Raw genomic sequence first — 23,307 nt, 5'->3', positions numbered from 1 at the left:
CTTCGGTTCGGGTCGGTGGTCTCTCGCGCGGGCGGGCGCGTCAGCCCTGCGGCGCGTCGATGGGCTGGTTGACCCCCAGGGCGAGCAGCAGGGTGCGCAGCTTCACGGAGGTCTCGGCGAGCTCGGCGTCGGGGTCGGAGTCGGGCACGATGCCGCCGCCCGCGAACAGGTCGAGGGTGTCGCCGGCGACGTCGGCGCATCGGATGGAGACGATCCACTCGCCGTCGCCGCGTGCGTCGGTGTAGCCCACGGCGCCGGTGTAGAAGCCGCGGTCGAACGGTTCGATCCCGCCGATGGCGGCGCGGGCGGCGGCGGTGGGGCTGCCGCAGACGGCCGGGGTGGGGTGCAGCGCCGCGGCGAGCAGCGCCGAGGGGGTGTCGGGGTCGCGCAGCTCGCCGGTGATGCGGGTCGACAGGTGCCACAGGGTGGCGGTCCCGGCGAGCTCGGGCTCGGGCACGTCGAGGGTGCGGCAGTAGGGGCGCAGCCCTTCGGTGACGGCCTCGACGACGACGGCGTGCTCGTGGCGGTCCTTGGCCGAGCCGAGCAGGTCCACCGCGCTGCGCTGGTCCTTGCTGGGGTCGGCGCTGCGCGGCGCGGAGCCGGCCAGCGGATTGGACACCACCCGGCCGCCGCGCTTGGCGACGAGCAGTTCGGGGCTGGCGCCGACGAGGGTGCGGGTGGAGCCGGCCGCTGCGGGCAGGTCCGCCGCGAACGTGTGGCCGGCGGGGTCGCGCCAGGCGAGGTTGCTCAGCAGTTGGCCGACGTCGACGGTGCCGGGGCCGCTCAGCCGCAGCGACCGGGCGAGCACGACCTTGGCGGGGCCGTCGCCGGCGGCCAGGCGCTTGAGGACGCGCTCGACTCCTTCGGCGTGCTCGGCCGGCGCGGGCACGGGACGCATGGTCCACGGGCCGGGCAGCGGGCGCTGCCTGCGGTCGCCCTGCCCGCTTTCGGCCAGCGGCGGCGAGGTCCGCACCGAGTCCGGAACCACGAGTCGTCCGGGAGCGCCGGTATCGAAGGGGATCGCGCCGATCGCGATCGGCCCGGAGGGGGAGTCGGCGGTCCCCCGGGCCAGCAGGTCGGCCACGTCCTCCAGCCGTTCGGTGACGGCCGCGGCGCCCTCGCCCAGGACGACGCCGCTGGGGGTGGCGAGGAACGCGGCCTCGGGGCGGTAGGCGTCGAGGAGGTCTCCGGCCGCCTTCGCGGCGGGTTCGGTGCGCTGGTGGAACACCGGCGGCTCTCATTTCTGTCCGGCACCGGCCTGCTCGGCGGACAGCCCACTGACCAGGTCGGTGAAGTGCGTAATCGGGCGGGACCGGGGCGCGGACGGCACCGCGGGGCTCAGGCGCGCAGCGTCGCGCCGCCGTCGACGTAGAGGTCGTGCATGGTGATGTGCCGGGCGGCCGAGGAGGCGAGGAAGCAGACGGCGTCGGCGACGTCGGCGGGGTCGGCGATGCGGCCGAGGGGGATGCCCACCTTGAACTCCTCCGGCGAGCCGGCGATCACCCGGCGGGCGCCGTCGTCGCCGTCCCACATGCCGCGCTGCATGGCGGTGTCGGTCGAGCCGGGCGAGACCACGTTGCACCGGATGCCGCGGGGGGCGAGTTCGAGGCCGAGGGACTTGGTGAACAGGGTCGCGGCGGCCTTCGAGGCGCCGTAGGCGGCCATGCCGGCGCGGGGCACGCCGGCGGCGTTGGAGCCCACGGTGGTGATGGTGCCCGAGCCCCGCGGCGCCATCCGCCGGGCGGCGGCGCGGGAGACGTTGAAGACCCCCGTGGCGTTGACGGCCAGGACCCGCTCCCATTGGGCGTCGGGGGTCTCGGCGACCGCGCCGGTGGCCAGCACACCGGCCACGTTGACGGCGTGGCCGATGGGGCCGAGGTCGCGCTCGATGGCGTCGGCCATCTGCTCCACGGCCGCGGAGTCGCGCACGTCGGCGGTGTAGAACCCGGCCTTGTGCCCGTCCGCGTGCAGGTCGCCGACCAGCGAGGCCAGTGCGTCGGCGTCGAGGTCGGCGGCGGCGACGACCGCGCCCTCGGCGGCCAGCCGGGCCGCCACCGCCCGCCCGATGCCCTGAGCGGCTCCGGTCACCAGGGCGACGGTGCCCGCTATCCCGTTGTGGGACACGTCCCTCCTCCACGACAAGAAAAAGGGTAAGCACACCTCACTAAGGCAATGCTTACCTAAGCGACTGTCCGCAAGTCTTGATCGGCGGAGCGCATCATGTCAACCCTGTAAATTCCGGCATAAGGTACAAACGGAGCAAACTTCGGCGCGTGGCAGTGTCCGCAACATCTCACCGGCCGCCGGTGCGCCCCTGACCAGTGCCCGCTGCGCGATCCGGCAGCCGGGTAAGGCCACTGTGGCTCCCGCGACAGCCGTTTCGGCCGGCACCCGGCAGGAGCCGAGTCCGAATCAGGCGCACCAAGCTCCAGGGCGCCCGGCGCAACCGCGGCGTAAGCGCGGGGTCACGGCCCCTCGCCGGGCGCGGCTCCGGAGAGGTCGGCGCGGCGCAGGCCCGGCAGCAGCAGGCCGATCCCCGCGACGGCGACCGCGCAGGCCGAGCCTCCGGCGATCACCGCCGCCGACGGGCCGACGGCCTGGGCGAGCCCGCCGGCCAGCGCTCCGCCGGCGGCCGGGCCGGCCGTCGCCAGCACCAGCCAGAAGGAGCTCACCCGGCCCAGCAGCGCGCCGGGCGTGTACCGCTGTATCAGCGCGCGCTGCAGGATCTCGGCGGTGATCATCCCCGCACCCGCGACTCCGAGCAGCACCAGCGCCGCCGCCGCGTCCCGGCTCGCCCCGAATCCCGCCATCGCCGCGCCCCACACGATCCCCGCCGCGACCAGCGCGAGGCCCGGGCGCCGGATGCGCCCCGCCCAGCCGCTGAACAGCGCCCCCAGGGAGGCGCCCACCGCCGGCGCCGAGTACAGCAGGCCAACCGTGCGCGCGTCGCCCAGCAGGACCTGCTCCCCCATCGCCGGAAAGACCGCGTAGGGCAGGGCGAGCAGCCCGCCGCACAGCTCCACGAGCAGCAGCCCGGCGACGACCCGGTGACGGCGCGCGAACCGCCACGCCTCCCGCAGCGCGCGCAGCGGGCGGCCCGCCTCCTCACCGGCCGCGACCGGCAGGCGCGGCAGCGCCAGCATCAGCGCCACCTGCACGACGGTCGCGGCCCAGGTCGCGGCGTAGCAGACGGCGACGCCGGGACCGGCGACGATCAGACCGGCCGCCGACGGCCCGAGCATGGTGGACAGCTGCGTCGTGATGGCCGTCAGCGCGCCCGCCGCGGCCAGCTGGTCGGTGCGCACGAGCGCGGGCGTCACCGCCACCAGCGCCGTCTCACCGGCGCCGTCCACGAGGCCCAGGACCGCGGCGCAGGCGTAGACGGCCAGCACGCTGGGCCGGTCGGCCAGGGCGTTGAGCGCCAGCGCGCCGAAGACGGCCGCGGCCCCACCGCGGGCGGCCAGCAGCAGGACCCGCCGCTCCAGCCGGTCCGCCAGCACGCCGCCCACCAGCGTCCCGGCGACCAGCGTCGTGCCCGCGACGGCGTTGACCGTGCCCACGGCCAGCGACGACCCCGTCAGTCGGTAGACCTGGACCGAGAGCGCGACCAGGGTCAGGCTCACCCCCATGAGGGCGACCACGCGCGAGGCGAACAGCACCCGGAAGGCGCGGCTGGAGCGCAGCGGCCCGAGGTCCAGCACGAGTCCGGGCACGTGGGCACTCCTTCGGATCCGGGCGGTCGGGCGGCGCGCCCTGCGGGCGGCCCCCGCCGCCCGGACCGCCGGCGCCGGAGGGCGCGCGCACGGGGCCGCACTCCGGGCTCGTTCGCCGGCCACGTTAGCGGCCGCATCGACGGCGGCGGCGACCGGGCGCCGCTGCCGCAGGCGGGATCACGCCGGGCGGGCGCAGGCGGCCGCCTGCGCGGGCGCCGGGGCGCGCCCGCGGACCGCGCGGTTCACTCCGGCGGGGTGCGGATGTCCATCGCCTGCTTCAGGCCGCTGTAGTGGAAGATGCGGTCGATCTTGCCCGACGGGACGACGACGGTGAGGGTGCCGCCGCCGCGGACGAGCCGGCGGTGCAGGCGGGCCAGCGCCCCCAGGCCCACCGAGTCGATGAAGGACAGCTCCGTGAGATCGACGAGCATGCGGGGCCCGTAGACGATCTCGGCCGTGGCGGCGGTCTGCTCGAAGCGGTCGACGCTGGCGAGGTCGAGCTCCCCTTTCAGACACATGACGGTGTGCCCGTCGCGGTCGCTGATACCCAAGTCCAAATGGCACATGAGGGCCTGTCCCGTCCCCGCACTGCGCTGGTGCCCGCGGGCGCGGTCGGCCCGTCGAGCGCTGCCTGTCGTCGATCCCGCACCATTCTCCAGGCACGCGGGTCCCGGAGGAACCGGATCGCCGTGACGAACCGGTCGCCGCGGCGCGAACGCCCTGGCGGCGGCCCCGCGGTCCGCGAGACGTCGCCGGACCGGGCCGCGGTCACCGGCGGTCGCGGTCGCCCCCGCGGCCCCCGCCACGGTACAGCGGCAGGCGCAGGGTGAGCACCGCACCGCCCAGCACGTCGCTGTCGCCCGCCTCCAGCGTCCCGCCCATGGCCCGGGCGGTCTCCCGCGAGATGGCCAGACCGAGCCCGGTGCCGCCGGGATCGCGGCGGCGCGACTCCTCCAGTCGGGCGAACCGGTCGAAGATCCGCTCGCGGTCGTGCTCGGGTATGCCGTTGCCGTCGTCGTGCACGCGCAGGACCGCTTGGCCCTCCCGCGGGTCGTCGTGCCCGCCGTCGCCGTCTTCGCCGCCCTCGCGGGCGACGCCGACCAGTACGCGGCCCGCGGCGTGCCGCTCGGCGTTGGCCAGCAGGTTGACGAGCAGCCGGGTGAGCTGCGAGCGGTTGCCGTAGACGTAGGTCCCGCGCTCCACGCTGCTGTCGACGCGCAGCGACCCGTCCCTGCGACCTGCCTCCGCGGCCGCGAGGTCGCCCAGGTCCACGGGCTCGGCGGCGGCCGCCGCGTCGGCGTCCAGCCGGGCCAGCGCCAGCAGGTCGGCGACGATGCGCTCCAGGCGCAGCGTGTCGTCGAGGGCGCCGCGCAGCGTGTCGACCGGGTCACCGCCCTCGGGATCGGCCAGCTCGACCTCCAGCCTGGTGCGCAGTCCGGTGATCGGGTTGCGCAGTTCGTGCGAGGCGTCGGAGGCGAACCCGCGCTGGCGGTCCAGCGCGGTCTCCAGGCGGCGCAGCGTCTCGTTGGCGGTGCGGGCGAGGGCCGCGATCTCGTCGCGGGTGCCGGGTACCGGCAGCCGCTTGTCCGGGTTGGAGGCGGTGATCCGCTCCAGCCCGCTGCGCACCTCCTCGACGGGCCGCAGGGTCCGGCCCACCTGCCACCACGAGATCCCCCCGACCGAGGCGAGCACGGCCACGCCCAGCCCGATCAGGATGAGCTCCAGCCGCGGGCCGGTCAGCAGCTCCGAGCGCGGCACCCCGGCGTAGACGAGCACGTCGCCGTAGGCGGAGTCGAAGGACTCGTAGCCGACCACGCTCAGGCACCCGACCGGGTCGGCGTCGCACACGACGTCCTCGAGCGGCCCGTCGCCGCTCCCGGGCAGCACCCCGGTCAGCGCCTCGGTGTCCGACGCCGCGGGGCTGGAGGCGAGGACCTCCCCGTCGACGGAGACGACCTGGATGCGGATGACGCCCGCGCGCGGGCTGATCGGGCCCTCGAACCGCCGGTGCTGGATGTCCACGACGACCTCGCGGGCGGCCTCGCCGGCGTCGAGGGTCTGCTCGCGCTCGATGAGGCCGCGCGTCAGCAGGCTGGTCAGCGCGATGGTGAACACCAGGATGATGGCGGCCACGCCGACCGACCCGGCGGTCGTCCGTGCGCGGATCGACCGCAACCGCGTGCGCGGGAAGGTCGCCATGGGCCTTCGAGGCCTCCCTCGTCTCGCCTTGCGGTCGTGCCCGAGTCCCTTCCCCGCGGCGACCGGACCGAAATCCGAGGTTGCGCAAAGGACGGCAAAGCCGCGGCGACCGCGCGGGCCGCCGGGGCCCGCGGCCTCTGGCAGGGTGAGGGGATGGACGACATGCGCGACGCCCTGCTCGCCAAGTACGACGCGGCGTGCACCACCACATGCCACTACTGCCCCTGCCCGCTGCCGCCCGAGACGGTGCGCTGCCGGCTCTGCGGCCGCCTCCAGGAACGGGGCGGCGCGCCGCCGGCGCAGAGCCGCGAGAACACGCAGGAGCAGGCTCCCGCCCGCACCTGAAGGCGTGTTCGATGCGTCCGTCCGTGGCGGGCGGTGCACGCGGGTGCGGCCCGCGCCCGGGGTGCGAGGCGCCGTTTCTTCCGGCGCGCGGCGCTGCGGCAGGGACCGGTGCCGCCTGCGCACGGCCGGGGAGGGAGTCGGGGCGGGTCCCCTGCCGACTCACCCGCCGACCGGCGAGAACGCAGCGGGAGTGGTGCCGGGGGCGCCGCGCTGCAGGAGGGCGACCCGGCACACACGCCCCGAGGCTCCGCTTTCGGCGGCGGGCGGCCGCCGCCCGCCGCCGCGCCCGGGCACGGCGCACCGTTTCGCCCCCTCCCCCGCCGCCCGGCGACACCCGGTATCGGATTGCCGGAAAACCCGGCGCGGACACGCTGTGTCGCGGTTCAATAGCCGTATGCAACGAACCGGTCGCGGGGCTGGACGGCCCCGGTCAGGAGGCAACATGCGGAACCGACGCACACCGGTGCTTCTCGCGCTGATCGCGGGGCTGACGGCACTCGCGCCGAGCGCGTACGCCGAGGAGGGGGCGGCCGGTTCCGCCGGCTCACCGTCCGGCGCGGCGCACATGCCCGGCGCCGCGATGCGCCTGTCGGTCGTCCGCCCCCAGGAGAACGCGACCGATACCACCACGCTGCACTGCCGCCCCGCCGGAGGCTCGCACCCCGACCCCGCGGCGGCCTGCGCGGCGCTGGACCGCGCCGGCGGCGACTTCGACGCGCTCGGCGAGACCGCACCGCAGACCACCGTGTGCACCATGCAGTACGCGCCGGTGCGGGTCCGGGCCGACGGCGTGTGGCAGGGCCGGACCGTGGACTACGGCGAGACCTTCAGCAACGCCTGCGTCGCGGCGGCCGAGACCGACGGGGTCTTCGACTTCGAACCGCGCTGAACCGCCGCCACCGGGCCCGGGCGTGTGTGCCGGGTCGCCGTCCTCCTGCACGGCGCCCCGGCACCAAGTCCCCGTCGCAGCGCCGCGCGCCGGAAGAACGGCGCTGCGCGCCCCGGGAGCGGGCCGCGCCCGCGTGCGCCGTCCGCTGCGGACGGACCCGTCGAACACGCCCCCGACCGCCGCCCGGCGGGCGCCGGTCCGCGTGCGCCGGCCGGGGCCGCTCGGCTACTCGTAGGGGTCGGGCGGGTTCTCGACGCTCTCCATGGTCTCCACCGTGAACCTGTGGTTGCGGACGCTGCGCAGGTCCCCCTCCGGCGGCTGCCAGGTCCCCTCGACCCGCCACCAACTGTCCTCCTCGGGTTCGGGGCGGTTGGTGACCAGCACCCGGTTGACGATGGCATCCGCCGCGCAGCAGGCCATCTGCAGCCGCGCCAGGTACCAGCCCTCCCCTTCCGGATTGGGTACGGCGAACCCGGTCAGGCGGACGGTCCGCCCTTCCAGGGTGCGCTTCTCATCGGTCCAGGCCCGGGAGATGAACTCCTGGATCTTCATCTCGACCGGGCCTTCCGCGGCGGGGTCGCCGAGGTCGGCGAGGTCGTCGCCCCCGCCGTCGCCGCTGCTCGGCGGCGGCGCCGATGCGGCGTTCTCGGCGGTGTAGGAGCCCAGGGCGGGTGGCGCGACGACGAAGACCGCGATCACCGGCAGGAGCAGCAGCCAGGCGACCCGCGGCGTCGCGTGCCCGTGCCCGGCACCGTGGTCGTCGGAGTCGGCGTGGCAGAAGGCGGGTGCCGTGTCGGGGCCGGGCAGGCCCCTCAGCGCCGCGCGCGCCTCGCCGGCGATCACCGACACGCCCAGCACGCCCAGCGCCGCGCCGGCCGCGATCAAGAACGGCCGGAACCCGGGCTGCACGTAGTTCAGGTAGAGGTCGCTGAAGAGCGTGCTGCTCAGCGCGCCGGCGCCGAGCAGCAGCAGGACGATGCCCTGGGCGATCCTGTTCACAGCAGCAGCCCTCCGATCACGAAGGTGAAGACGAGCGCGGCCGCCAGGGTCAGCGGCACGAAGCGGCGCACGAAGGACCATCCGAACGTGCCGCCCTGCAGCGCGATGAGCTTGAGGTCGACCATCGGCCCCACGACGAGGAACGCGAGCTTGGCGGTCGGCGAGAACTCGGTGAGGCTGACGGCCACGAAGGCGTCGGCCTCGGAGCAGACCGACAGCACGACGGCGAACAGGGCCAGCGCCAGGACCGAGAGGACGGGCCTGTCGGCGACCGCCGCCACCCACTCGCGGGGCACGACCACGTTGACGGTCGCCGCGGCCAGGCCGCCCAGCACCAGGAACCCGCCGGCGTGCATCAGGTCGTGCAGCATCGACTCGCGGAACACCTGCAGCCGCGGGGCGTTCGGATCGTGGTCGGCGCGCGGCGGGCGCAGCCAGTCGGTTCGGCCCAACCGGGCCCACACCCACCCCACGGTCACGGCGGCGCCGAAGGAGGCCGCCAGCCGCGCCAGCACCATCTCGGGCCGGCCGGCGAAGGCGACGGCCGTGGCCACCAGCACCACCGGGTTGATCGCGGGCGCGGCCAGCAGGAACGTCAGTGCCGCCGCCGGTGCCACGCCCCGCTTCATCAGCCCGCCGGCCACCGGGACGGACGCGCACTCGCACCCGGGCAGCACCATCCCGGCCGCGCCGGCGGCGGGCACCGCGGCGAAGGGGTTGGCGGGCATGACGCGGCGGTAGAACGACGCGGGCACGAAGGCGGTCAGCGCCGCCGACAGCGCGACGCCGAACACCAGGAACGGCAGCGCCTGCAGGCTGATCGCGGTGAACACGGTGGCCCAGGCGAGGAACGCCTCACTGGTCAGCCGGTCCGAGAGCAAGGCGTTTCCCGCCGCCAGGAGCACGGTGAACAGTGCGAACACCCACACCGTGGCAAGGCGCCGCGGACCGCGGGGCCTGCCCCAGCCGGGTGGCGGCAGGCCGCCGTCGGGTTCGTCCCAGCCGGCGGCCAGGGAGTCGCCCAGGGAGGTGCGGACGGCGGGTGGGGATCCACCCGGGCGTTCGGGCACGCTGGTACTCCGTGGGAGTCGAGAGCGGGGCGCGTCGCTCGGTGGCGACGGCGGCGACGGACTGCCGCCGGTCCAAGGCATCGTACCGGCAACGGTTTTCATCTCGCGCGCCTCACCGGCGGCGCGACCGCACCCGGTTGCGCGCCGCCGCCCTGCCCGGCCGTCCCGCTGCCCGAGCCGACGACGAACCGACGGAGACCCGCGCGTGCTGACTGTGAAATCGATCCTGTTGTTCGTCCTCGCCGCACTGTGCGAGATCGGCGGCGCCTGGCTGGTGTGGCAGGGGGTCCGCGAGCACCGCGGCCTGCTGTGGGCGGGGGCCGGCGTGCTCGCGCTGGGCCTCTACGGCTTCGTGGCCACGTTCCAGCCCGACGCCCACTTCGGCCGCGTACTGGCGGCCTACGGCGGGGTGTTCGTCGCCGGATCGCTGGCCTGGGGCGTGGTCGTCGACGGCTTCCGCCCCGACCGGTTCGACCTCGTCGGCGCCCTCATCTGCCTGGCGGGGGTCGCCGTCATCATGTACGCGCCGCGCGGCGGCTGAGCCGCCGGGCGGCGCGGGAGCGCCGCGCGCGGGGCCGCCGCCTCCGGCGCTCGGACCGCGGGACGCACGTACCCGCCGTGCGCACATGCGGCGGTCCGGCCGGGATGAGACCCCGGCCGGACCGCCGCATGTATCGCCTATAGGCCGCTAGAACCGGCCCTGCGCAGCGGAACCGCTGCTGGGGCGCTCCCCGCGGTAGGGCTTGCGGGGGCGGTTGTCGCGGCGGGTGTGCTCGCCGTTGCGGCGGCGGGCGGAGTCGTCGCGAGTGCCGTCGCGGCGCTCGCCCCGCTCACCGCGGGGGCGCGGGTTGTTGCCGCCGCGCCGGCGGGGATTGCCTCCGCCGCGGCTGCGGCGGGGGCGCTCGGGCTCGGGCGGCTCGATCCAGGGCTCCCACGAGGGCTCGCGTGCGCCGGTCACCTCGCCGAGCAGCGCGTCTCCCGGGTTGACCAGGTGCTGCTCGGCCAGCACGCCGGCGTCGCCGAGCAGGCGGCGCGCCAGGCGCCGCTGGTTCGGCGCGACCAGCGAGACCACGCGGCCCGACTCCCCGGCGCGGGCGGTGCGGCCGCCGCGGTGCAGGTAGTCCTTGTGCCCGGTGGGCAGGTCGATGTTGACGACCAGGTCGATGCCGTCGACGTGGATGCCGCGCGCGGCGACGTCGGTGGCCACCAGCGCCTGCACGCGGCCCTCGCGGAACTTGGCCAGCGTCTTGGTGCGCACGCTCTGGGTCTTGCCGCCGTGCAGCGACGCCGCGGGCACGCCGGCGGCCACGAGCTGCTCGCTGATGGAGTCGGCGCGGTGCTTGCTGCGCACGAACAGGATCGTGCGCCCGTCGCGGGCCGCGATCTCGGTGACGATGCGGTTCTTGTCGCGCGGCAGCACCTTGAGCAGGTGGTGCTCCATCGTGGTGACGTGGGAGACCGGCGGGTCCACCGAGTGGGTGGAGGGCTCGTTCATGTAGCGGCGGACGAGCTTGTCGACGTCGCCGTCGAGCGTGGCGGAGAACAGCAGCGCCTGCCCGCCCGAGGGCACCTGGTCGAGCAGCTCGGTGACCTGCGGCATGAAGCCCATGTCGCACATCTGGTCGGCCTCGTCGAGCACGCACAGCTCGACGTCGCCGAGGTCGCAGGCGCCCTGCTCGATCAGGTCGGTCAGCCGCCCGGGCGTGGCGACCAGCACCTCGATGCCGCGGCGCAGCTCGTTGATCTGGCGGGTGTAGGAGCTGCCGCCGACGACGTCGCCGATGCGCACGCCGAGCAGCCGGCCGTAGTCGGTCAGCGCGTCGCGCACCTGGTGGGCGAGTTCGCGGGTGGGCACGAGCACCAGGGCGCGGGGGCGGCGGGAGGCTGCGCGGCGCTCAGCGGCGCGCACCAGCAGCGGGAGCCCGTAGGCGAGTGTCTTGCCCGATCCCGTGCGGCCGCAGCCGAGCACGTCGCGGCCTGCCAGCGCATCCGGGATGGCGGCGGCCTGGATCGGGAACGGCGTCGTGACGCCTTCCTGCGCGAGCCTGTCCACGATCGAGTCGGGGAGTCCGAGTTCGTCGAAGCCAGGGCATGCGGCATTGTCCGTCAAGTGACGTAAACCTTCCTCATAGATCGGCGGCGTTTCGAGGAAGGCTCCGCGGCCACTGCGGAGAGATCGCCCAAACGCGCCGGATAACGCGACCGGGGATCGTCGAGGGCCCCGGTGCCAGACGGCCCGGCGCGCCGGATGCGCGCAGCACGGATCGACCGCCTTGTGAAGCGTACTAGAGACCGGTCGCGGCCCGTGCACGATACGGGCGCACGCCGCGGTGATCCGCCCCTCAGTCGGACGCGCCGCCCGGCGCGGGACGCGGCCGAAGGTCAGCCGCGTGCGGCCTGGGCCGCCATCGCGGTGAGGCGCCCGGCCTGCGCGCGCCGCTCGGCGGCGGCCTGCTCCTCCAGCGTGCGTCCGGGCGCGCCGCGCAGCAGCTCCTTCGTGGCAGACGCAGCCTCACGCGGGACGGCCAGCAGGGCGGCGACGAGGTCGTCGACGGCGGCGTCCAGCTCGGCGCCCTCGACGACGAGCTCGGCCAGGCGCAGCTCCCGCGCCTCGGCGGCGGAGACGGTGCGCGCGGTCAGGCACAGCTCCATGGCGCGGTTGGGACCGACCAGGTCGACCAGGGGCTTGGTGCCGGTGAGGTCGGGCACCAGGCCCAGCGCCGGCTCCTTCATGCACAGCTGCGCGTCGTCGGCGAGGACGCGCAGGTCGCAGGAGAGGGCGAGCTGGAAGCCGGCTCCGATGGCGTGGCCGCGAACGGCGGCCACCGTGACGATGTCGGGCCGGCGCAGCCAGCGGAAGCCCTCCTGGTAGCCCGCGATGACCGCGTCGAGCTCGGCGTCGTCGGCGCTGCCGCGGGCGATGCGGTCCATCAATGAGGTCTCGCCCTCGACCCCGCCGGGGCGGAACATGTTCAGGTCGATGCCGGAGGAAAAGGAGGAGCCTTCGCCCTTAACGACAACAATACGGACGGACTCGGACAGTGTCTGGCCGACATGGGCCAGCGCCTCCCAGGTACGCCCCGTCATCGCGTTGCGACGCTCGGGGCGCACAAGCGAGACGGTGGCGACCTCGCCGGTCACCGACAGTCGCAGCCCCGCCGCCTCCAGGTCGCCCTCGGCGATCCCGCCCGGCTCTGCCATGCGCACCTCCGCACCTCCTGTGCCCGTGCCGCGCGGCGGCCGCGGGCGCCTCCTTCTGCCGTCGCACCACCCTAGAGCGCCGGCGGGGCGGCCGGCGGGGGCGGGGCGGACCGTGCGGCGGGCCGCGTGTCCTCCGCGGGCGCCCGGCCGATGCCGGGGGCATTCCCGTGCGCTCCCGCAGGGCCGGGGCAGGCCCGATTCATGATCGGCGGGAGCGCGTCGTGCGGTGCCGGGGCGCCGCGCGGAGGTACGCAGGGCCGCGCCGGAGGTTCCGGCAGGCCAGAGGTGCGGGGTCCCATCCGCCGAAGGGGCGCGGGGACGGAACCTCCGCCGGGGTCAGCCCCGGCGGGTGGCGCCTCCGCGACCGCGGAGGGTGACTCCGGCCTCGGTCAGCAGCCGGTGGACGAACCCGTAGGAACGGCCGGTGGCGGCCGCCAGCGAGCGGATGCTCTCGCCTTCGTCGTAGCGTCTCTTCAGTTCGCTCGCCAGTTCCGAGCGTTCCGTGCCGGTCACGCGGGTGCCCTTCTTCAGGGTCTCGGCCACAGCGTCCTCCCGTGCTCATGGGTGATCAACGCGACAATGAATGCCCATGATCAGCCATGCGGGAGCACGTGGCTACCCGTAGCCGCCGCGGCGGAACGGCCCGGAGCCGGCGGGCGAGTTTCGGTCAGAACCAAAACGAGACCACATCGTCCGCCGCGACAACCCCGGCCCGGATTCCGCGTCCCCGCGGCTCGCCGAGGCCGGCGCCCGTCCTCAGGCCAGGGTGATCAGGTCGGCGAACTCCGCGTTCCACATGTCCTCGGCGCCGTCGGGCAGCAGGATGACCCGCTCGGGGGCGAGGGCCTCGACCGCACCCTCGTCGTGGGTGACCAGCACGATCGCGCCCTTGTAGTTGCGCAGCGCACTGAGGATCTCCTCGCGGCTGGCGGGGTCGAGGTTGTTGGTGGGCTCGTCCAGCAGCAGCACGTTGGCGCTGGAGACCACCAGGGTCGCCAGAGCGAGCCGGGTCTTCTCGCCGCCGGAGAGCACGCCGGCGGGCTTGTCGACGTCGTCGCCGGTGAACAGGAACGAGCCCAGCGTGCGGCGCGCCTCGACCTCGGGCAGGTCGGGGGCCGCCGCCACCATGTTCTCCAGCACCGAACGGGAGGTGTCGAGGGTCTCGTGCTCCTGAGCGTAGTAGCCCAGGCGCAGCCCGTGCCCGGGCACCACCTCGCCGGTGTCGGGCTTCTCGACCCCCGCCAGCAGCCGCAGCAGCGTGGTCTTGCCCGCGCCGTTGAGGCCGAGCACCACCACCCGGCTGCCGCGGTCCACGGCCATGTCCACACCGGAGAAGATCTCCAGCGACCCGTAGGACTTGGACAGCCCCTTGGCGGCCAGCGGGGTGCGCCCGCTGGGGGCCGGGTCGGGGAAGCGCAGCTTGGCCACCCGGTCGGCCTTGCGCTCGCCCTGGACGGAGTTGCGGATGCGCTCGGCGCGGTTCTCCATCTGGTGGGCGGCCCGCGCCTTGGTGGCCTTCGCCCGGAAGCGGTCGGCCTGCTTCTGCAGCGCGCCGGCCTGCTTCTCGGCGTTGGCGATCTCGCGCTTGCGGCGGCGCTCGTCGGCCTCGCGCTGGACCTGGTAGGCGCGCCAGCCCATGTTGTAGACGTCGATGACGCACCGGTTGGCGTCGAGGTAGAAGACCTTGTTCACCACGTCCTCGACCAGTTCGACGTCGTGGCTGATGACCACCAGGCCGCCCTGGTGGCCTTTGAGGAAGTCGCGCAGCCAGACGATGGAGTCGCCGTCGAGGTGGTTGGTGGGCTCGTCCAGCAGGAGCGTGTCGGCGCCGCTGAACAGGATCCGGGCCAGCTCGATGCGGCGCCGCTGGCCGCCGGAGAGCGTGCCCAGCGGCTGGCCGAGCACGCGGTCGTCCAGCTTGAGGCTGCTGGCAATCGAGGCGGCCTCGGACTCCGCCGCGTAGCCGCCCATCACGTGCAGGTGCTCCTCGGCCCGGGCGTAGGCGCGTCCCGCGCGCTCGCGGTCCTTGGGGTCGTCGCTGCCCATCCGCTCCTCGGCCCGGCGCATCCGGCGCAGCGCGGCGTCGATGCCGCGGGCGGAGAGGATGCGGTCGCGCGCGAGCTCGTCGGGGTCGGTGGCCCGCGGGTCCTGTGGCAGGTAGCCCACCGATCCGCTGGTGGTGACGCCGCCGGCCGAGGGGGCGTCCTCGCCGGCGAGCACCTTGGTCAGCGTGGTCTTGCCCGCGCCGTTGCGCCCCACCAACCCGCAGCGGTCGCCGGCGGCGACGCGCAGCGAGGTGGGCTCCAGCAGCAGCCGGGAACCCACGCGCAGTTCGAGGTCAGAGGCGATCAGCATGGCAGGACAAACCTTCTGGCGGCAGGAGGTGCGGGTGGCGGTGCGGGCGATCGGCGCGGCGCGGGTTCGGCCGCCCGCGGATCACGGGGGCGGCCACGGGACCGCACGCACGCGACCACACTAGTGCCCGCGGACCGCAACGCGCGCTTGAGCGGCCCCATTCCCGGCGCCGCCCGCCGGGGCGGCCTACGCGTCCGGCCGGGGCGGGCGCGTAGGCCGCCGGCCTACGGTTGCGCCGAGTCGCCCTCGCCCGGCTCCGAGGCGGGGTCGGCGGACCGGTCGGTGTCGGCCTTGCCCGTGTCCGCCTGTTCGCCGGACGCGGACTGCGTGCGCTCGGCCGGGGCGCGCCCGGCGCCCTGCTCCTTCGAGGCGGAGACCTCGCTGGGCCTGCCGCCCGCGCCGGCGTAGTGGCCGCTGCGCGCCGCTTCCACCAGCGGGCGGTTGCGCAGCAGTGCCGCCAGCACGGCCACCACCGGGGTGGCCAGGAACATGCCGGCGATCGCGCCGATGATGCCGCCGATGGTGATGACCAGCAGGACCACGGCGGAGGGCAGCTCCAGCGCCTTGCCGTAGACGCGCGGGGCGAAGACGTGGCTCTCCAGCTGCTGGACGACCACCACGACCGCGACGACCAGGATCGCGATGATCCAGCCCTCGGTCACCAGGGCGACCAGCGCCGCCAGCAGCCCGGTCAGAAAAGCGCCGATGACGGGAAGGAACGCGCCGATGAAGGTCAGCACGATGAGCGGGATGGCCAGCGCCGGGTCGATCAGAAAGACCAGGAAGAGCCCGATGCCCACCGCGTCGATGAGGCCGACCAGCGCCACGCCGCGCACGTAGCGCCCCATGACCCCGTAGGCGATCTCGGAGGCGGCCTTGATGGAGGCGCGCGACTGGCGCGGGAACAGCGAGCGCACCCACTCCATGAGCAGGTCGCCGGAGTGCACGAAGTAGACGGTCAGCACGACGATGAGGATGACGCCGAGCAGGATCTCCAGGACGGTGGTGCCGGCCACCCAGGCCTGGCTGACCCACTGCGACCAGTTCTCCTCCAGCCGCGAGCGGAGCTCGCGCTCGGCGGCCTCGATGATGTTGGCGGCGAGGTCGGGGTTGAGCCCGAACGTCTGCAGATAGCTCGGCAGGTCGCTGACGGCCTGGTCGACGCTGTCGACGAGGCCGGAGAAGCCGGAGATCGCGGGCTGCACGATCATCGTGATCACGCCCGCGAGCAGGATCAGGGCGCCGATGCACGCGACGGCCGTGGAGGAGCCGCGGCCCATGCCCTTGCGCCGCATCCAGTTGGTCGGCGGCATGAGCAGTGCGGTGACGAACACCGCCAGGATCACCGGGATGGTGACGATCCTGATGTAGACCAGCCCGTAGACGATGATGGCCGCGACGATGCCGACGACCAGCACCCGCCAGGCGATGTTGCCCATCCGCACCAGCATGTTGTCCGGCTCCGGCGGATGGGAGTCGGCAGGCTCGGGCGCCGCGGGGGCCGGAGGCTCGGGGGGATCGGCGCGCGGCGCGCGCCTCCGCTTCAGCAGCGACCACTCCCACGGCCGTGTCAAACGCACGTCTTCCCCCTACTTCCGATTCCAGACCGCGCGGGTGGCGTCTCGCCGGTCCCGCCTCGCGCCCGATCAGCTGAAGCTACCGCATCGCCGGGCTCGGATCCCGCCCTCGCGGCACCGCCCACCCGGCACCGGCCGTTCCCGCAGATCACAGCTGCCACGGCTCCCGCGGCCGGTCGCTGTCGACGATTTCATTGCCGAACGGCGCCAGCGCCACGGGGATCATCTTGAGCGACGCCCAGGCCATCGGGATGCCGATGACGGTCACGGCCAGCCCGACCGCGGCGGCGATGTGTCCCAGGGCCAGCCACCATCCGGCGACGATCAGCCAGACGACGTTGAGGAGGGTGCTGGCCCCTCCGGCGCCCGGCTTGCGGGAGAGCTCCCGGCCGAAGGGCCACAGCGCGTAGTTGGCCATCCGGAAGGACGCGACGCCGAACGGGAACGTGATGACGAGCAGGCAGCAGATGACGCCCGCCAGGACGTAGCCCAGCGCCAGCCACAGGCCGGCCACGAAGAGCCAGATGATGTTGAGGACCAAGCGGAGCAGTGCCACTGAGTTCGCATCCCTTCCGGATCAGCGCCCTGCCGTCGGGCGGCGGCCGCGGTTCGCGAGGCCGGGTGGCCTTCTACCCGCATACGACGGCCGTTGTGCGCGGCCTGTTCCGCCGGAGTGCCCCGAAGAGTCCCCTAGGGGACGGGCCGCGCCCGTCGCCGGGCGCGCGGGCGCCGGGGCACGACGGCGCCGACCGGCGCGGCCCTTCCTCCCGGCGGCGCCGTACGCAGGTCCTCCGCCGCAGCGGCGGCGCTGCGGATTTGGGGAGGGGGCGCTCGGGCGCGTTAGGATCGGCCCCGTGCGTATCACCAAGCTGGGACACAGCTGCGTGCGCCTGGAGCGCGCCGGCGCCGCTCTGGTCATCGACCCGGGCGGCTTCAGCGAGGCCGACGCGGCGGTCGGCGCCGACGCCGTCGCGATCACTCACGAACATCCCGATCACCTCGATCTCGACCGGCTGCGGGCCGCCGCGGCGGCGAAGCCCGGTCTGGAGGTCTACACCCACGCGGGGATCGCGGAGCGGCTCGGCGAGCTGCGCGAAGCGGGCGCGCGGGTGCACACGGTCGACCACGGCGCGACGGTGACCGCGGCGGGCTTCGACGTCCACGTCTACGGTGAGCGCCACGCGGTCATCCACCCCGACATCCCCGTGGTCACCAACATCGGCTTCCGGGTGTCCGACTCCGAGCGCGCGCTGTTCCACCCCGGCGACGCGCTGACGGTCCCCGAGGACCCCGTCGACACGCTGATGCTGCCGGTGCAGGCTCCCTGGTCGAAGGTGTCGGAGGTGATCGACTACCTGCGCGAGGTGCGCCCCGCCGCGGCGCTGGCCGTGCACGACGGCCTGCTCAACGAGAACGGCGCCGGGGTCTACGCCGCCAACCTGGAGCGCCTGGTCCCGCAGGTCGACTACCGGCGCGTACAGCCGGGGACCGTCGACGCGATCTGACCCGGCCCGCGGGGGCGCTCCCCCTCCCCGGCCGCGCCCGTGTCGGCGGCCCGCAGGGGGCGGCGGACGCGTGCGCGCTGTTCCGACCGCAATGTGATCGGCCCATCACTCCGCGACCCTAGGCAGGCGCGCCCCCGATCAATACGATGATCAGTATCCGGATTGATCGGAGTCGGACGTCCGGGCGCTCGCGAATCGTCGCCGAAATCGGACATAAGACCAAACATTGGTCAGTCGAGATCGGATTCGGTAACGGTTGAGCGAGTAATTTCCCCGCCCCCCGTGCGCGAGCGGGAGTGGGGATGGCATGATTACGTACCGGCTCGCAGGGAGGGCGTCATCGCCTCCCCGGCCGTTTCGTGTGAGCGCCCTGCCGGTTTCGGCGGTCTGGCGCCGTGGTCTGCACCACACCCGGGAACACCGAGGCAACGCATGGCGTTCACGCCGTGCGGGGTTGCTCACGCTGTATGACGTATGACTGCTTGTTTCTAACCCTGTCTTCCCAACAGCTTACTAGTGATTTCAGTAGAGGTGGTTCAACCATGTCTCAGGTACGCCGGCAGGCCACGCTGCGCCCCCGCCCGCACTGGGGGTGGCAGGATGCCGCCGCGTGCCGGGGCGAGGACCTTGTGCTCTTCTTCGGCCCCGACGGCGAGCGCCAGCCGGAGCGGGAGATCCGCGAGCGCAAGGCCAAGGAGATCTGTGCTCAGTGCCCTGTCCGTACCGAGTGCCTCGACTACGCGATCTCGCGACCCGAGAAGTACGGTACGTGGGGCGGCCTGAACGAAGACGAGCGCGCGTCCGAGCGCCGGCGCCGAATGCGTCGTGCCAACGCCGCCTGATCCGATCCCTCCGCCCTTTCCGGGCTGGACCGGAGGCGGATGACCCGAGACAGCAGTTCTCTGAAGCGGCCCCCGGCCACGCTTACCCGCGGCGCCCCGACGGTTTCCGTCGAGGGCGCCGCGGGTTTTCACGTCCCTGTACCCGGCGCGCCCGGCATGCCCGGCCCGCACACCGCCGCGCGGCGCGGACGCGCTTGCGCCCTTCACAGGTGGTGCTCGAACCAGTCGGCGGCCGCCGCGCCGACGTCGCGCCAGGCGGCCGCGCCGGAGATCAGCCCTTCGGCTCCCGCGACCGTACGGGCCTCGCCCGGCCCGCTCGTGCGGCTCAGCGCCCATTCGGCCAGCTCGCGGACGAACGAGTCGGAACCCTGCACCAGGGCCAGCACCGGCGCGCGCACCCGCCCCAGCGCCTCGCCCGCCGCGTCCGGCCGGCCGCCGTTGAGCACCACCGCCGCGATGTCGGCGGGGTGGTCGGCGGCCGCCCGCAGCGCCGCGGGCGCGCCCCGGCCCGACCCCAGCACCCCGACGCGCCCTTCAGCGGCCTCGGTGGAACGGCGGAGCCAGCCCACTGCGGCGGCGAGCCTGCCGGCGGCCTCGGCGGCCGACACCTCCGACGGCGCCCCTTCGGCCGCCTCCTGGCGGCGTGCCTCGTCGGGTGTGAGCAGATCCAGCAGCAGGGTCGCATAGCCCGCACGGCCCAGTCCTGCGGCGACCGCGCGCTGCACCGGGTCCTCGCGGCCGTGCTCCACGGCGACCACCACGGTGGCGCGCATGCCGGCGACGGTGGCCAGTTCGGCGTCGAGGTGGACCTCGCCCGCGCGGATGCGCACGGCGCGGGAAGGCGCCGACCGGGCGTCTCGCGGATCGCTGATCAGCGCGGTGACCTCTTCGTCGGTGAGCTGGCCGAAGTCGCGGTACCACTCCCCCACCGCGCGGAAGTTGTCGGGGACGGTCAGGGCGACGACGCGGTCGGTCTCGTCGGCCAGCGCGTCGAGGGCGGCCTGCGCGGCCACCGGGACGGCCAGCAGCAGCCGCGCGGGGTTCCTGCGCCGGACGGTGCGCAGGGCGGCGCGCGCCGTGCCGCCGGTGGCCACGCCGTCGTCGACCACGACCACGTCGCGCCCGCGCAGCTGCGGCGCGGGGCGCCCGCGCCGGTAGAGCTCCAGTCGCCGCTCCAGCTCCGCCCGCTCCGCGGCCACGGTGGCGGCGAGGTCCTCGCGGGTCAGCCGCAGCCGGGCCAGCGCCGTGTCGTCGTAGCAGGCGTGCCCGTCCTCGGCGATGGCGCCCACCCCCAGCTCGGGGTGGCCCGGAACGCCGATCTTGCGCACGACGACGACGTCCAGCGGGATGCGCAGCATCCGGGCGAGCTCGGCACCGACCGGGACGCCGCCTCGCGGCAGCGCCAGCACCACCGGGTCCTCGGACACGTGGGGGCGCACCCGCTCGGCGAGGCGCCTCCCGGCCTCGGACCGGTCGGTGAACGGCAGTGAAACGGGCAGCGGGTTCATAGGCACTCCGGCGCTTCGCTCCCATCGCCGCCGCGTGGCGGAAATGCCGGTTCTCGCCCGGTTCGCACCGGGCACGGCGGAAAGTGCTACGGGCATACCCGCCCCCGTGCGCGCGCCAACCTCGCGGGCGCGCAATTCTCGCCGCGCAGCGGGGCCCGGCGGACCGGCGGCCGCGGACTCAGTCCTGCGCGCGGCGGAAGTCGCTTTCCAGAACGCCCATGATCAGCGCGTCGTGCCGGCGCTGGTCCCACAGCAGCGCGTCGCGGAGCCGGCCCTCGACGCTGAACCCGCACGAGCGGTAGACGGCGATGGCGCGCATGTTGAACGCGTAGACGCTCAGCCAGACCCGGTGCAGGTGTACCCGATTGAAGGCGTAGTCCAGCACCAGGCGGGTCGCCTCCTTGCCCAGTCCCTGACCGGTGAACTCGATCGCCGAGAGCGCGATGCGGTAGCCCGCGCTCTCGTTGTCGGCGTCGAGGTCCGCCAGGGCCAGCTCGCCCACGAAGCGGCCGCCGGGCTCCTCGATGATCGCCATGTCCAACCGGTCGAACTGGTCGGCGCGGGTGGCGCACCAGTCGCGGATCTCGTCGTAGTCCGGGCGCCGGTGGGTGCCGGTCAGTCGGCGCACCTCGTCGTCGCGGGTGGACTCGAAGAAGTCGTCGGCGTGCTCGACCGCGAGCGGGACCAGGCTGACGCGCTCGCCTGCCAGGGTGGGCTTCTCGCGCAGCGCGCTCAGGTCGATCATCGAGGCGGCCTCCCGGGGTCGTCGTTCGAGTGAGGGGAAGCGGGCGCAGCGGAGGCGGGGGTGTCGCCGCGGGTCGTCGTGCGGATTCGGCCAGGAGATCATATGTAAAGGCCGATACGGCCCGGGCACAACCCTTTCGCGCGGAGCAGGGGCGGTCGTCTACCCTTCCGGGGGCGCTTGTACGCCGATTCGTCCGATCATAGGGGAGGTTCCGTGGCCGTTGGCAACGCGGTACGCAGGGCGGACACTGAGGCGCGCCGGGGGCGGCTCGCGGTGGTAGTCCTCTTTCTGGCCAACGGCTTCGCGTACGCCAACATCGTGCCGTGGCTGCCGGTCATCAAGTCCCAGCTGGAGCTGTCCAACACCCAGCTGGGCCTCGGCATCGGCGCCATGCCCCTGGGCGCCCTGGTCACCGGCATGCTCGCCGGTCCGCTGATCGCCCGCTTCGGCAGCGGCCGCGTGGCCGTGGGCTCGGGCCTGGTGCTGGCCTGCGTGCTGCCGCTGGTGGCCACGGCCCCAGCGTGGTGGGTGTTCGCCCTGGGGATGTTCTGCCTGGGCTGGATGGACGCGTGGATGGACTCGGCCATGAACGCGCACGGCCTGCGGGTGCAGCGGCGGTACGGCCGCACGATCATCAACTCCTTCCACGGTCTGTGGAGCGTGGCGGCCGTCGCGGGCGGCACGGTCGGCACCTCGATGGCGGGCTGGGGCGTGCCCATCGCGGCCCACATCGCCGTGGTCACCGCGGTGCTGCTCGCGGGGGTGCTCGCGATCTCGCGGCTGCTCCTGCCCGGTCCCGAGATCGACGAGCCGACCGAGCCCGCCGGCTCCGCCGAGGCCGCCGGCGGCACCGCCGCCCGCGTGCGCGGACGGCTGCGCGTGCCCGGGCGCTCGATCGGGCTGCTGCTCGTGGTGAGCGTACTGCTGATGATGGCGGGAGCCGTCGAGGACTCCGCGGCGTCGTGGGGTGCGGTCTTCATGCGCGACGAGCTCGCGGCCCCGCTGTTCCTGGTCGGGCTGCCGTTCGTCGCCTGCCAGGGGATGATGACGCTGGGCCGGCTGACCGGGGACCGCATCACCGACCGGTTCGGCGCGGTGGCCGTCGCGCGCACCGGCGGGCTGCTGTCGGCCGCGGGGATGGCACTGGCGCTGCTGACCTCCGAACCGGTGGGCGCCATCGTCGGGTTCGGGCTGATGGGCCTGGGGGTCGCCACGCTGTTCCCGCTGGCGCTGGCGGCGGCCGGGGAGATCCCGGGGCTCGGCGGCGGCCACGGGGTGGCGCTGGCGGCCTGGCTGGCGCGGATGGGCTTCCTCGGCGTGCCGCCGCTGATCGGGGTGATCGCCGACACCGTGTCGCTGACGGCGGGGCTGTGGCTGATCCCGGCGGCGGGTGTGCTCGCCGCGGTACTGGCATCCGGCCTGCGCCCCTCGCGCGGCGCCGGCGCGTGAAGGGGGACCGCCCCGGCGGTGGGCCGCTCCCGGTCCGGCCGGGTGGCCGGGCCGGGAGCGGCCGCGCCGCGCGAGGCTACCTGGCCTCTTGCGGCCGGCGCGTGGCGTAGAGGGTCACAGCGCCGATGCCGGTCGCGATGACACCCCCGAGCACGAACCCGGTCAGGTCGACACCCGTGGTGGGCAGGTAACCGCCGCCGTCGGAGTCGCCTCCGCCGGAGCCGGCTGCTGCGCTCGCCGCCGAACCGGTGTCGGCGGAGTCGGAGTCGCCGCCGCTGCCGGAGTCGTCGGCGGGCGGGTTGGCCGAGTAGTCGCCGTCACCGTCGCCGTCACCGGGGCCCGGCGTCTCGCCGCCGTTGCCCGGATCGGGCGTCTCGTCGCCGTCACCGGGGCCGCCCGGGTCAGGCGTCTCGTCGCCCGGGTCCTCGGGACTCGGGTCCTCGGGGCCCGGGTCTTCGGGACCGGGGTCCTCGGGGCCCGGGTCTTCGGGACCGGGGTCCTCGGGGCCGGGGTCTTCCGGACCGGGGTCCTCGGGGCCCGGGTCCTCCGGACCGGGGTCCTCGGGACCGCCCGGGGTCTCACCGGGCCCGCCGGGGTCGGGGTCCTCGCCCGGCGGATCGGGGTCGGGAGTGATGTTCTCGGCAATGCCGCCGACGGCATCGCCGGCCGATCCGACCACTCCGCCGAGACCGAGCTGCGGCTCGACGACCTGATCCGCCTGCTCTTCCGTCTCGGGCGCGGACTCCGTCTGCGCCTCCGCCCCGGGAGCCTGCTGGGCAGACTCCTGGGGCTCGGCCGCCGCATCCGCGGGGTCCGCGGTGTCGGCGAACGCCGGCGCGCCGGTGAAGCCGACGGCCAGCAGGCCGGCGGCGGTCACGCCGATCGCGCGTGGTTTCCAGGACATATCGCT

General features: G+C 74.5%; 22 protein-coding genes. 6 read left to right on the top strand and 16 right to left on the bottom strand.

Annotated elements, in window-relative coordinates; translation table 11 throughout:
* Window positions 1-40: 40 nt before the first annotated feature.
* The 5 genes from ABEA15_RS21850 to ABEA15_RS21830 all read right to left on the bottom strand — a co-directional run bounded on the left by ABEA15_RS21850 (window position 41) and on the right by ABEA15_RS21830 (window position 5,912).
* A complete protein-coding gene (locus tag ABEA15_RS21850) occupies window positions 41-1,228 on the bottom strand; it encodes an isochorismate synthase (protein ID WP_345558697.1) in 1,188 nt (395 codons plus the stop codon).
* 110 nt (window positions 1,229-1,338) lie between these two features.
* On the bottom strand, window positions 1,339-2,124 hold the full coding sequence (locus ABEA15_RS21845; RefSeq protein WP_345558695.1) for a 2,3-dihydro-2,3-dihydroxybenzoate dehydrogenase: 786 nt from the start codon (window positions 2,122-2,124) through the stop codon (window positions 1,339-1,341).
* Between the two features lie 341 nt (window positions 2,125-2,465).
* Window positions 2,466-3,713 (bottom strand): enterobactin transporter EntS, encoded by a 1,248-nt coding sequence (gene entS, locus ABEA15_RS21840; RefSeq protein ID WP_345558693.1) that lies wholly within the window; start codon window positions 3,711-3,713, stop codon window positions 2,466-2,468.
* Window positions 3,714-3,955: 242 nt separating this feature from the next.
* Entirely contained in the window at window positions 3,956-4,264 is a 309-nt protein-coding gene (locus ABEA15_RS21835) for an STAS domain-containing protein (protein ID WP_344143613.1), read from the bottom strand.
* Window positions 4,265-4,481: 217 nt separating this feature from the next.
* Window positions 4,482-5,912 (bottom strand): sensor histidine kinase, encoded by a 1,431-nt coding sequence (locus tag ABEA15_RS21830; RefSeq protein ID WP_345558691.1) that lies wholly within the window; start codon window positions 5,910-5,912, stop codon window positions 4,482-4,484.
* A gap of 153 nt (window positions 5,913-6,065) precedes the next feature.
* On the opposite strand from ABEA15_RS21830, the gene ABEA15_RS21825 reads away from it, so the two are divergent.
* Window positions 6,066-6,257, top strand: a complete 192-nt coding sequence (locus ABEA15_RS21825; RefSeq protein WP_345558689.1) for a hypothetical protein — start codon at window positions 6,066-6,068, stop codon at window positions 6,255-6,257.
* Window positions 6,258-6,699: 442 nt separating this feature from the next.
* Complete coding sequence (locus ABEA15_RS21820) at window positions 6,700-7,146, top strand: SSI family serine proteinase inhibitor (protein WP_345558687.1); 447 nt, start codon at window positions 6,700-6,702, stop codon at window positions 7,144-7,146.
* Window positions 7,147-7,371: 225 nt separating this feature from the next.
* On the opposite strand, the gene ABEA15_RS21815 is transcribed toward ABEA15_RS21820, so the two are convergent.
* Together ABEA15_RS21815 and ABEA15_RS21810 are read right to left on the bottom strand one after the other, a co-directional pair.
* A complete protein-coding gene (locus ABEA15_RS21815) occupies window positions 7,372-8,145 on the bottom strand; it encodes a TIGR03943 family putative permease subunit (RefSeq protein ID WP_345558686.1) in 774 nt (257 codons plus the stop codon).
* Complete coding sequence (locus ABEA15_RS21810; RefSeq protein ID WP_345558684.1) at window positions 8,142-9,215, bottom strand: permease; 1,074 nt, start codon at window positions 9,213-9,215, stop codon at window positions 8,142-8,144. The genes ABEA15_RS21815 and ABEA15_RS21810 overlap by 4 nt, the downstream gene beginning before the upstream one ends.
* Before the next feature lie 205 nt (window positions 9,216-9,420).
* Between ABEA15_RS21810 and ABEA15_RS21805 the strand changes: the two genes are divergently transcribed.
* Window positions 9,421-9,756 (top strand): YnfA family protein, encoded by a 336-nt coding sequence (locus ABEA15_RS21805; RefSeq protein WP_345558682.1) that lies wholly within the window; start codon window positions 9,421-9,423, stop codon window positions 9,754-9,756.
* 147 nt (window positions 9,757-9,903) lie between these two features.
* On the opposite strand, the gene ABEA15_RS21800 is transcribed toward ABEA15_RS21805, so the two are convergent.
* From ABEA15_RS21800 to ABEA15_RS21775, 6 genes are all read right to left on the bottom strand, one after another.
* Window positions 9,904-11,325 (bottom strand): DEAD/DEAH box helicase, encoded by a 1,422-nt coding sequence (locus ABEA15_RS21800; RefSeq protein ID WP_345558680.1) that lies wholly within the window; start codon window positions 11,323-11,325, stop codon window positions 9,904-9,906.
* A 272-nt stretch (window positions 11,326-11,597) separates the two neighbouring features.
* Window positions 11,598-12,416, bottom strand: a complete 819-nt coding sequence (locus tag ABEA15_RS21795) for an enoyl-CoA hydratase/isomerase family protein (RefSeq protein WP_345558678.1) — start codon at window positions 12,414-12,416, stop codon at window positions 11,598-11,600.
* A 336-nt stretch (window positions 12,417-12,752) separates the two neighbouring features.
* On the bottom strand, window positions 12,753-12,959 hold the full coding sequence (locus tag ABEA15_RS21790) for a helix-turn-helix domain-containing protein (RefSeq protein ID WP_186356587.1): 207 nt from the start codon (window positions 12,957-12,959) through the stop codon (window positions 12,753-12,755).
* A 213-nt stretch (window positions 12,960-13,172) separates the two neighbouring features.
* Window positions 13,173-14,771, bottom strand: coding sequence for an ABC-F family ATP-binding cassette domain-containing protein (locus tag ABEA15_RS21785; RefSeq protein ID WP_345558676.1), 1,599 nt, complete (start codon window positions 14,769-14,771; stop codon window positions 13,173-13,175).
* 224 nt (window positions 14,772-14,995) lie between these two features.
* The gene (locus ABEA15_RS21780) at window positions 14,996-16,351 is read right to left on the bottom strand and encodes an AI-2E family transporter (protein WP_345558674.1); all 1,356 of its coding nucleotides are present in this window, start codon (window positions 16,349-16,351) and stop codon (window positions 14,996-14,998) included.
* Window positions 16,352-16,496: 145 nt separating this feature from the next.
* Complete coding sequence (locus tag ABEA15_RS21775; RefSeq protein ID WP_344143598.1) at window positions 16,497-16,904, bottom strand: YccF domain-containing protein; 408 nt, start codon at window positions 16,902-16,904, stop codon at window positions 16,497-16,499.
* 298 nt (window positions 16,905-17,202) lie between these two features.
* Between ABEA15_RS21775 and ABEA15_RS21770 the strand changes: the two genes are divergently transcribed.
* Both ABEA15_RS21770 and ABEA15_RS21765 read left to right on the top strand, forming a co-directional pair.
* Window positions 17,203-17,853 (top strand): MBL fold metallo-hydrolase, encoded by a 651-nt coding sequence (locus ABEA15_RS21770; RefSeq protein WP_345558672.1) that lies wholly within the window; start codon window positions 17,203-17,205, stop codon window positions 17,851-17,853.
* A 542-nt stretch (window positions 17,854-18,395) separates the two neighbouring features.
* Window positions 18,396-18,695 (top strand): WhiB family transcriptional regulator, encoded by a 300-nt coding sequence (locus ABEA15_RS21765; protein ID WP_255430170.1) that lies wholly within the window; start codon window positions 18,396-18,398, stop codon window positions 18,693-18,695.
* A gap of 203 nt (window positions 18,696-18,898) precedes the next feature.
* Here ABEA15_RS21765 and ABEA15_RS21760 read toward each other — a convergent pair whose 3' ends face one another.
* Both ABEA15_RS21760 and ABEA15_RS21755 read right to left on the bottom strand, forming a co-directional pair.
* Window positions 18,899-20,203: a phosphoribosyltransferase family protein gene (locus ABEA15_RS21760; RefSeq protein ID WP_345558670.1), complete on the bottom strand. Its 1,305-nt coding sequence runs from the start codon at window positions 20,201-20,203 to the stop codon at window positions 18,899-18,901.
* Window positions 20,204-20,381: 178 nt separating this feature from the next.
* Window positions 20,382-20,948: a GNAT family N-acetyltransferase gene (locus ABEA15_RS21755; RefSeq protein ID WP_344143595.1), complete on the bottom strand. Its 567-nt coding sequence runs from the start codon at window positions 20,946-20,948 to the stop codon at window positions 20,382-20,384.
* Between the two features lie 213 nt (window positions 20,949-21,161).
* Here ABEA15_RS21755 and ABEA15_RS21750 point away from each other — a divergent pair, with 213 nt between their 5' ends.
* Window positions 21,162-22,397: an MFS transporter gene (locus ABEA15_RS21750; RefSeq protein ID WP_345558668.1), complete on the top strand. Its 1,236-nt coding sequence runs from the start codon at window positions 21,162-21,164 to the stop codon at window positions 22,395-22,397.
* A 76-nt stretch (window positions 22,398-22,473) separates the two neighbouring features.
* On the opposite strand, the gene ABEA15_RS21745 is transcribed toward ABEA15_RS21750, so the two are convergent.
* Window positions 22,474-23,301, bottom strand: coding sequence for a hypothetical protein (locus ABEA15_RS21745; RefSeq protein ID WP_345558666.1), 828 nt, complete (start codon window positions 23,299-23,301; stop codon window positions 22,474-22,476).
* Window positions 23,302-23,307 lie beyond the last annotated feature (6 nt).

Source organism: Streptomonospora halophila (assembly GCF_039542725.1).
Taxonomy (GTDB): domain Bacteria; phylum Actinomycetota; class Actinomycetes; order Streptosporangiales; family Streptosporangiaceae; genus Streptomonospora; species Streptomonospora halophila.
The sequence above is the reverse complement of the archived record's forward strand: the minus strand, read 5'-3'. Positions and strand labels throughout refer to the sequence as shown.

Bases quoted from the DNA above. Each gene is read 5' to 3' on its own strand.
- ABEA15_RS21830 (WP_345558691.1), bottom strand. From the start codon at position 5,912: ATGGCGACCTTCCCGCGCACGCGGTTGCGGTCGATCCGCGCACGGACG.
- ABEA15_RS21825 (WP_345558689.1), top strand. From the start codon at position 6,066: ATGGACGACATGCGCGACGCCCTGCTCGCCAAGTACGACGCGGCGTGC.
- ABEA15_RS21820 (WP_345558687.1), top strand. From the start codon at position 6,700: ATGCGGAACCGACGCACACCGGTGCTTCTCGCGCTGATCGCGGGGCTG.
- ABEA15_RS21795 (WP_345558678.1), bottom strand. From the start codon at position 12,416: ATGGCAGAGCCGGGCGGGATCGCCGAGGGCGACCTGGAGGCGGCGGGG.
- ABEA15_RS21785 (WP_345558676.1), bottom strand. From the start codon at position 14,771: ATGCTGATCGCCTCTGACCTCGAACTGCGCGTGGGTTCCCGGCTGCTG.
- ABEA15_RS21765 (WP_255430170.1), top strand. From the start codon at position 18,396: ATGTCTCAGGTACGCCGGCAGGCCACGCTGCGCCCCCGCCCGCACTGG.
- ABEA15_RS21760 (WP_345558670.1), bottom strand. From the start codon at position 20,203: ATGAACCCGCTGCCCGTTTCACTGCCGTTCACCGACCGGTCCGAGGCC.
- ABEA15_RS21755 (WP_344143595.1), bottom strand. From the start codon at position 20,948: ATGATCGACCTGAGCGCGCTGCGCGAGAAGCCCACCCTGGCAGGCGAG.
- ABEA15_RS21745 (WP_345558666.1), bottom strand. From the start codon at position 23,301: ATGTCCTGGAAACCACGCGCGATCGGCGTGACCGCCGCCGGCCTGCTG.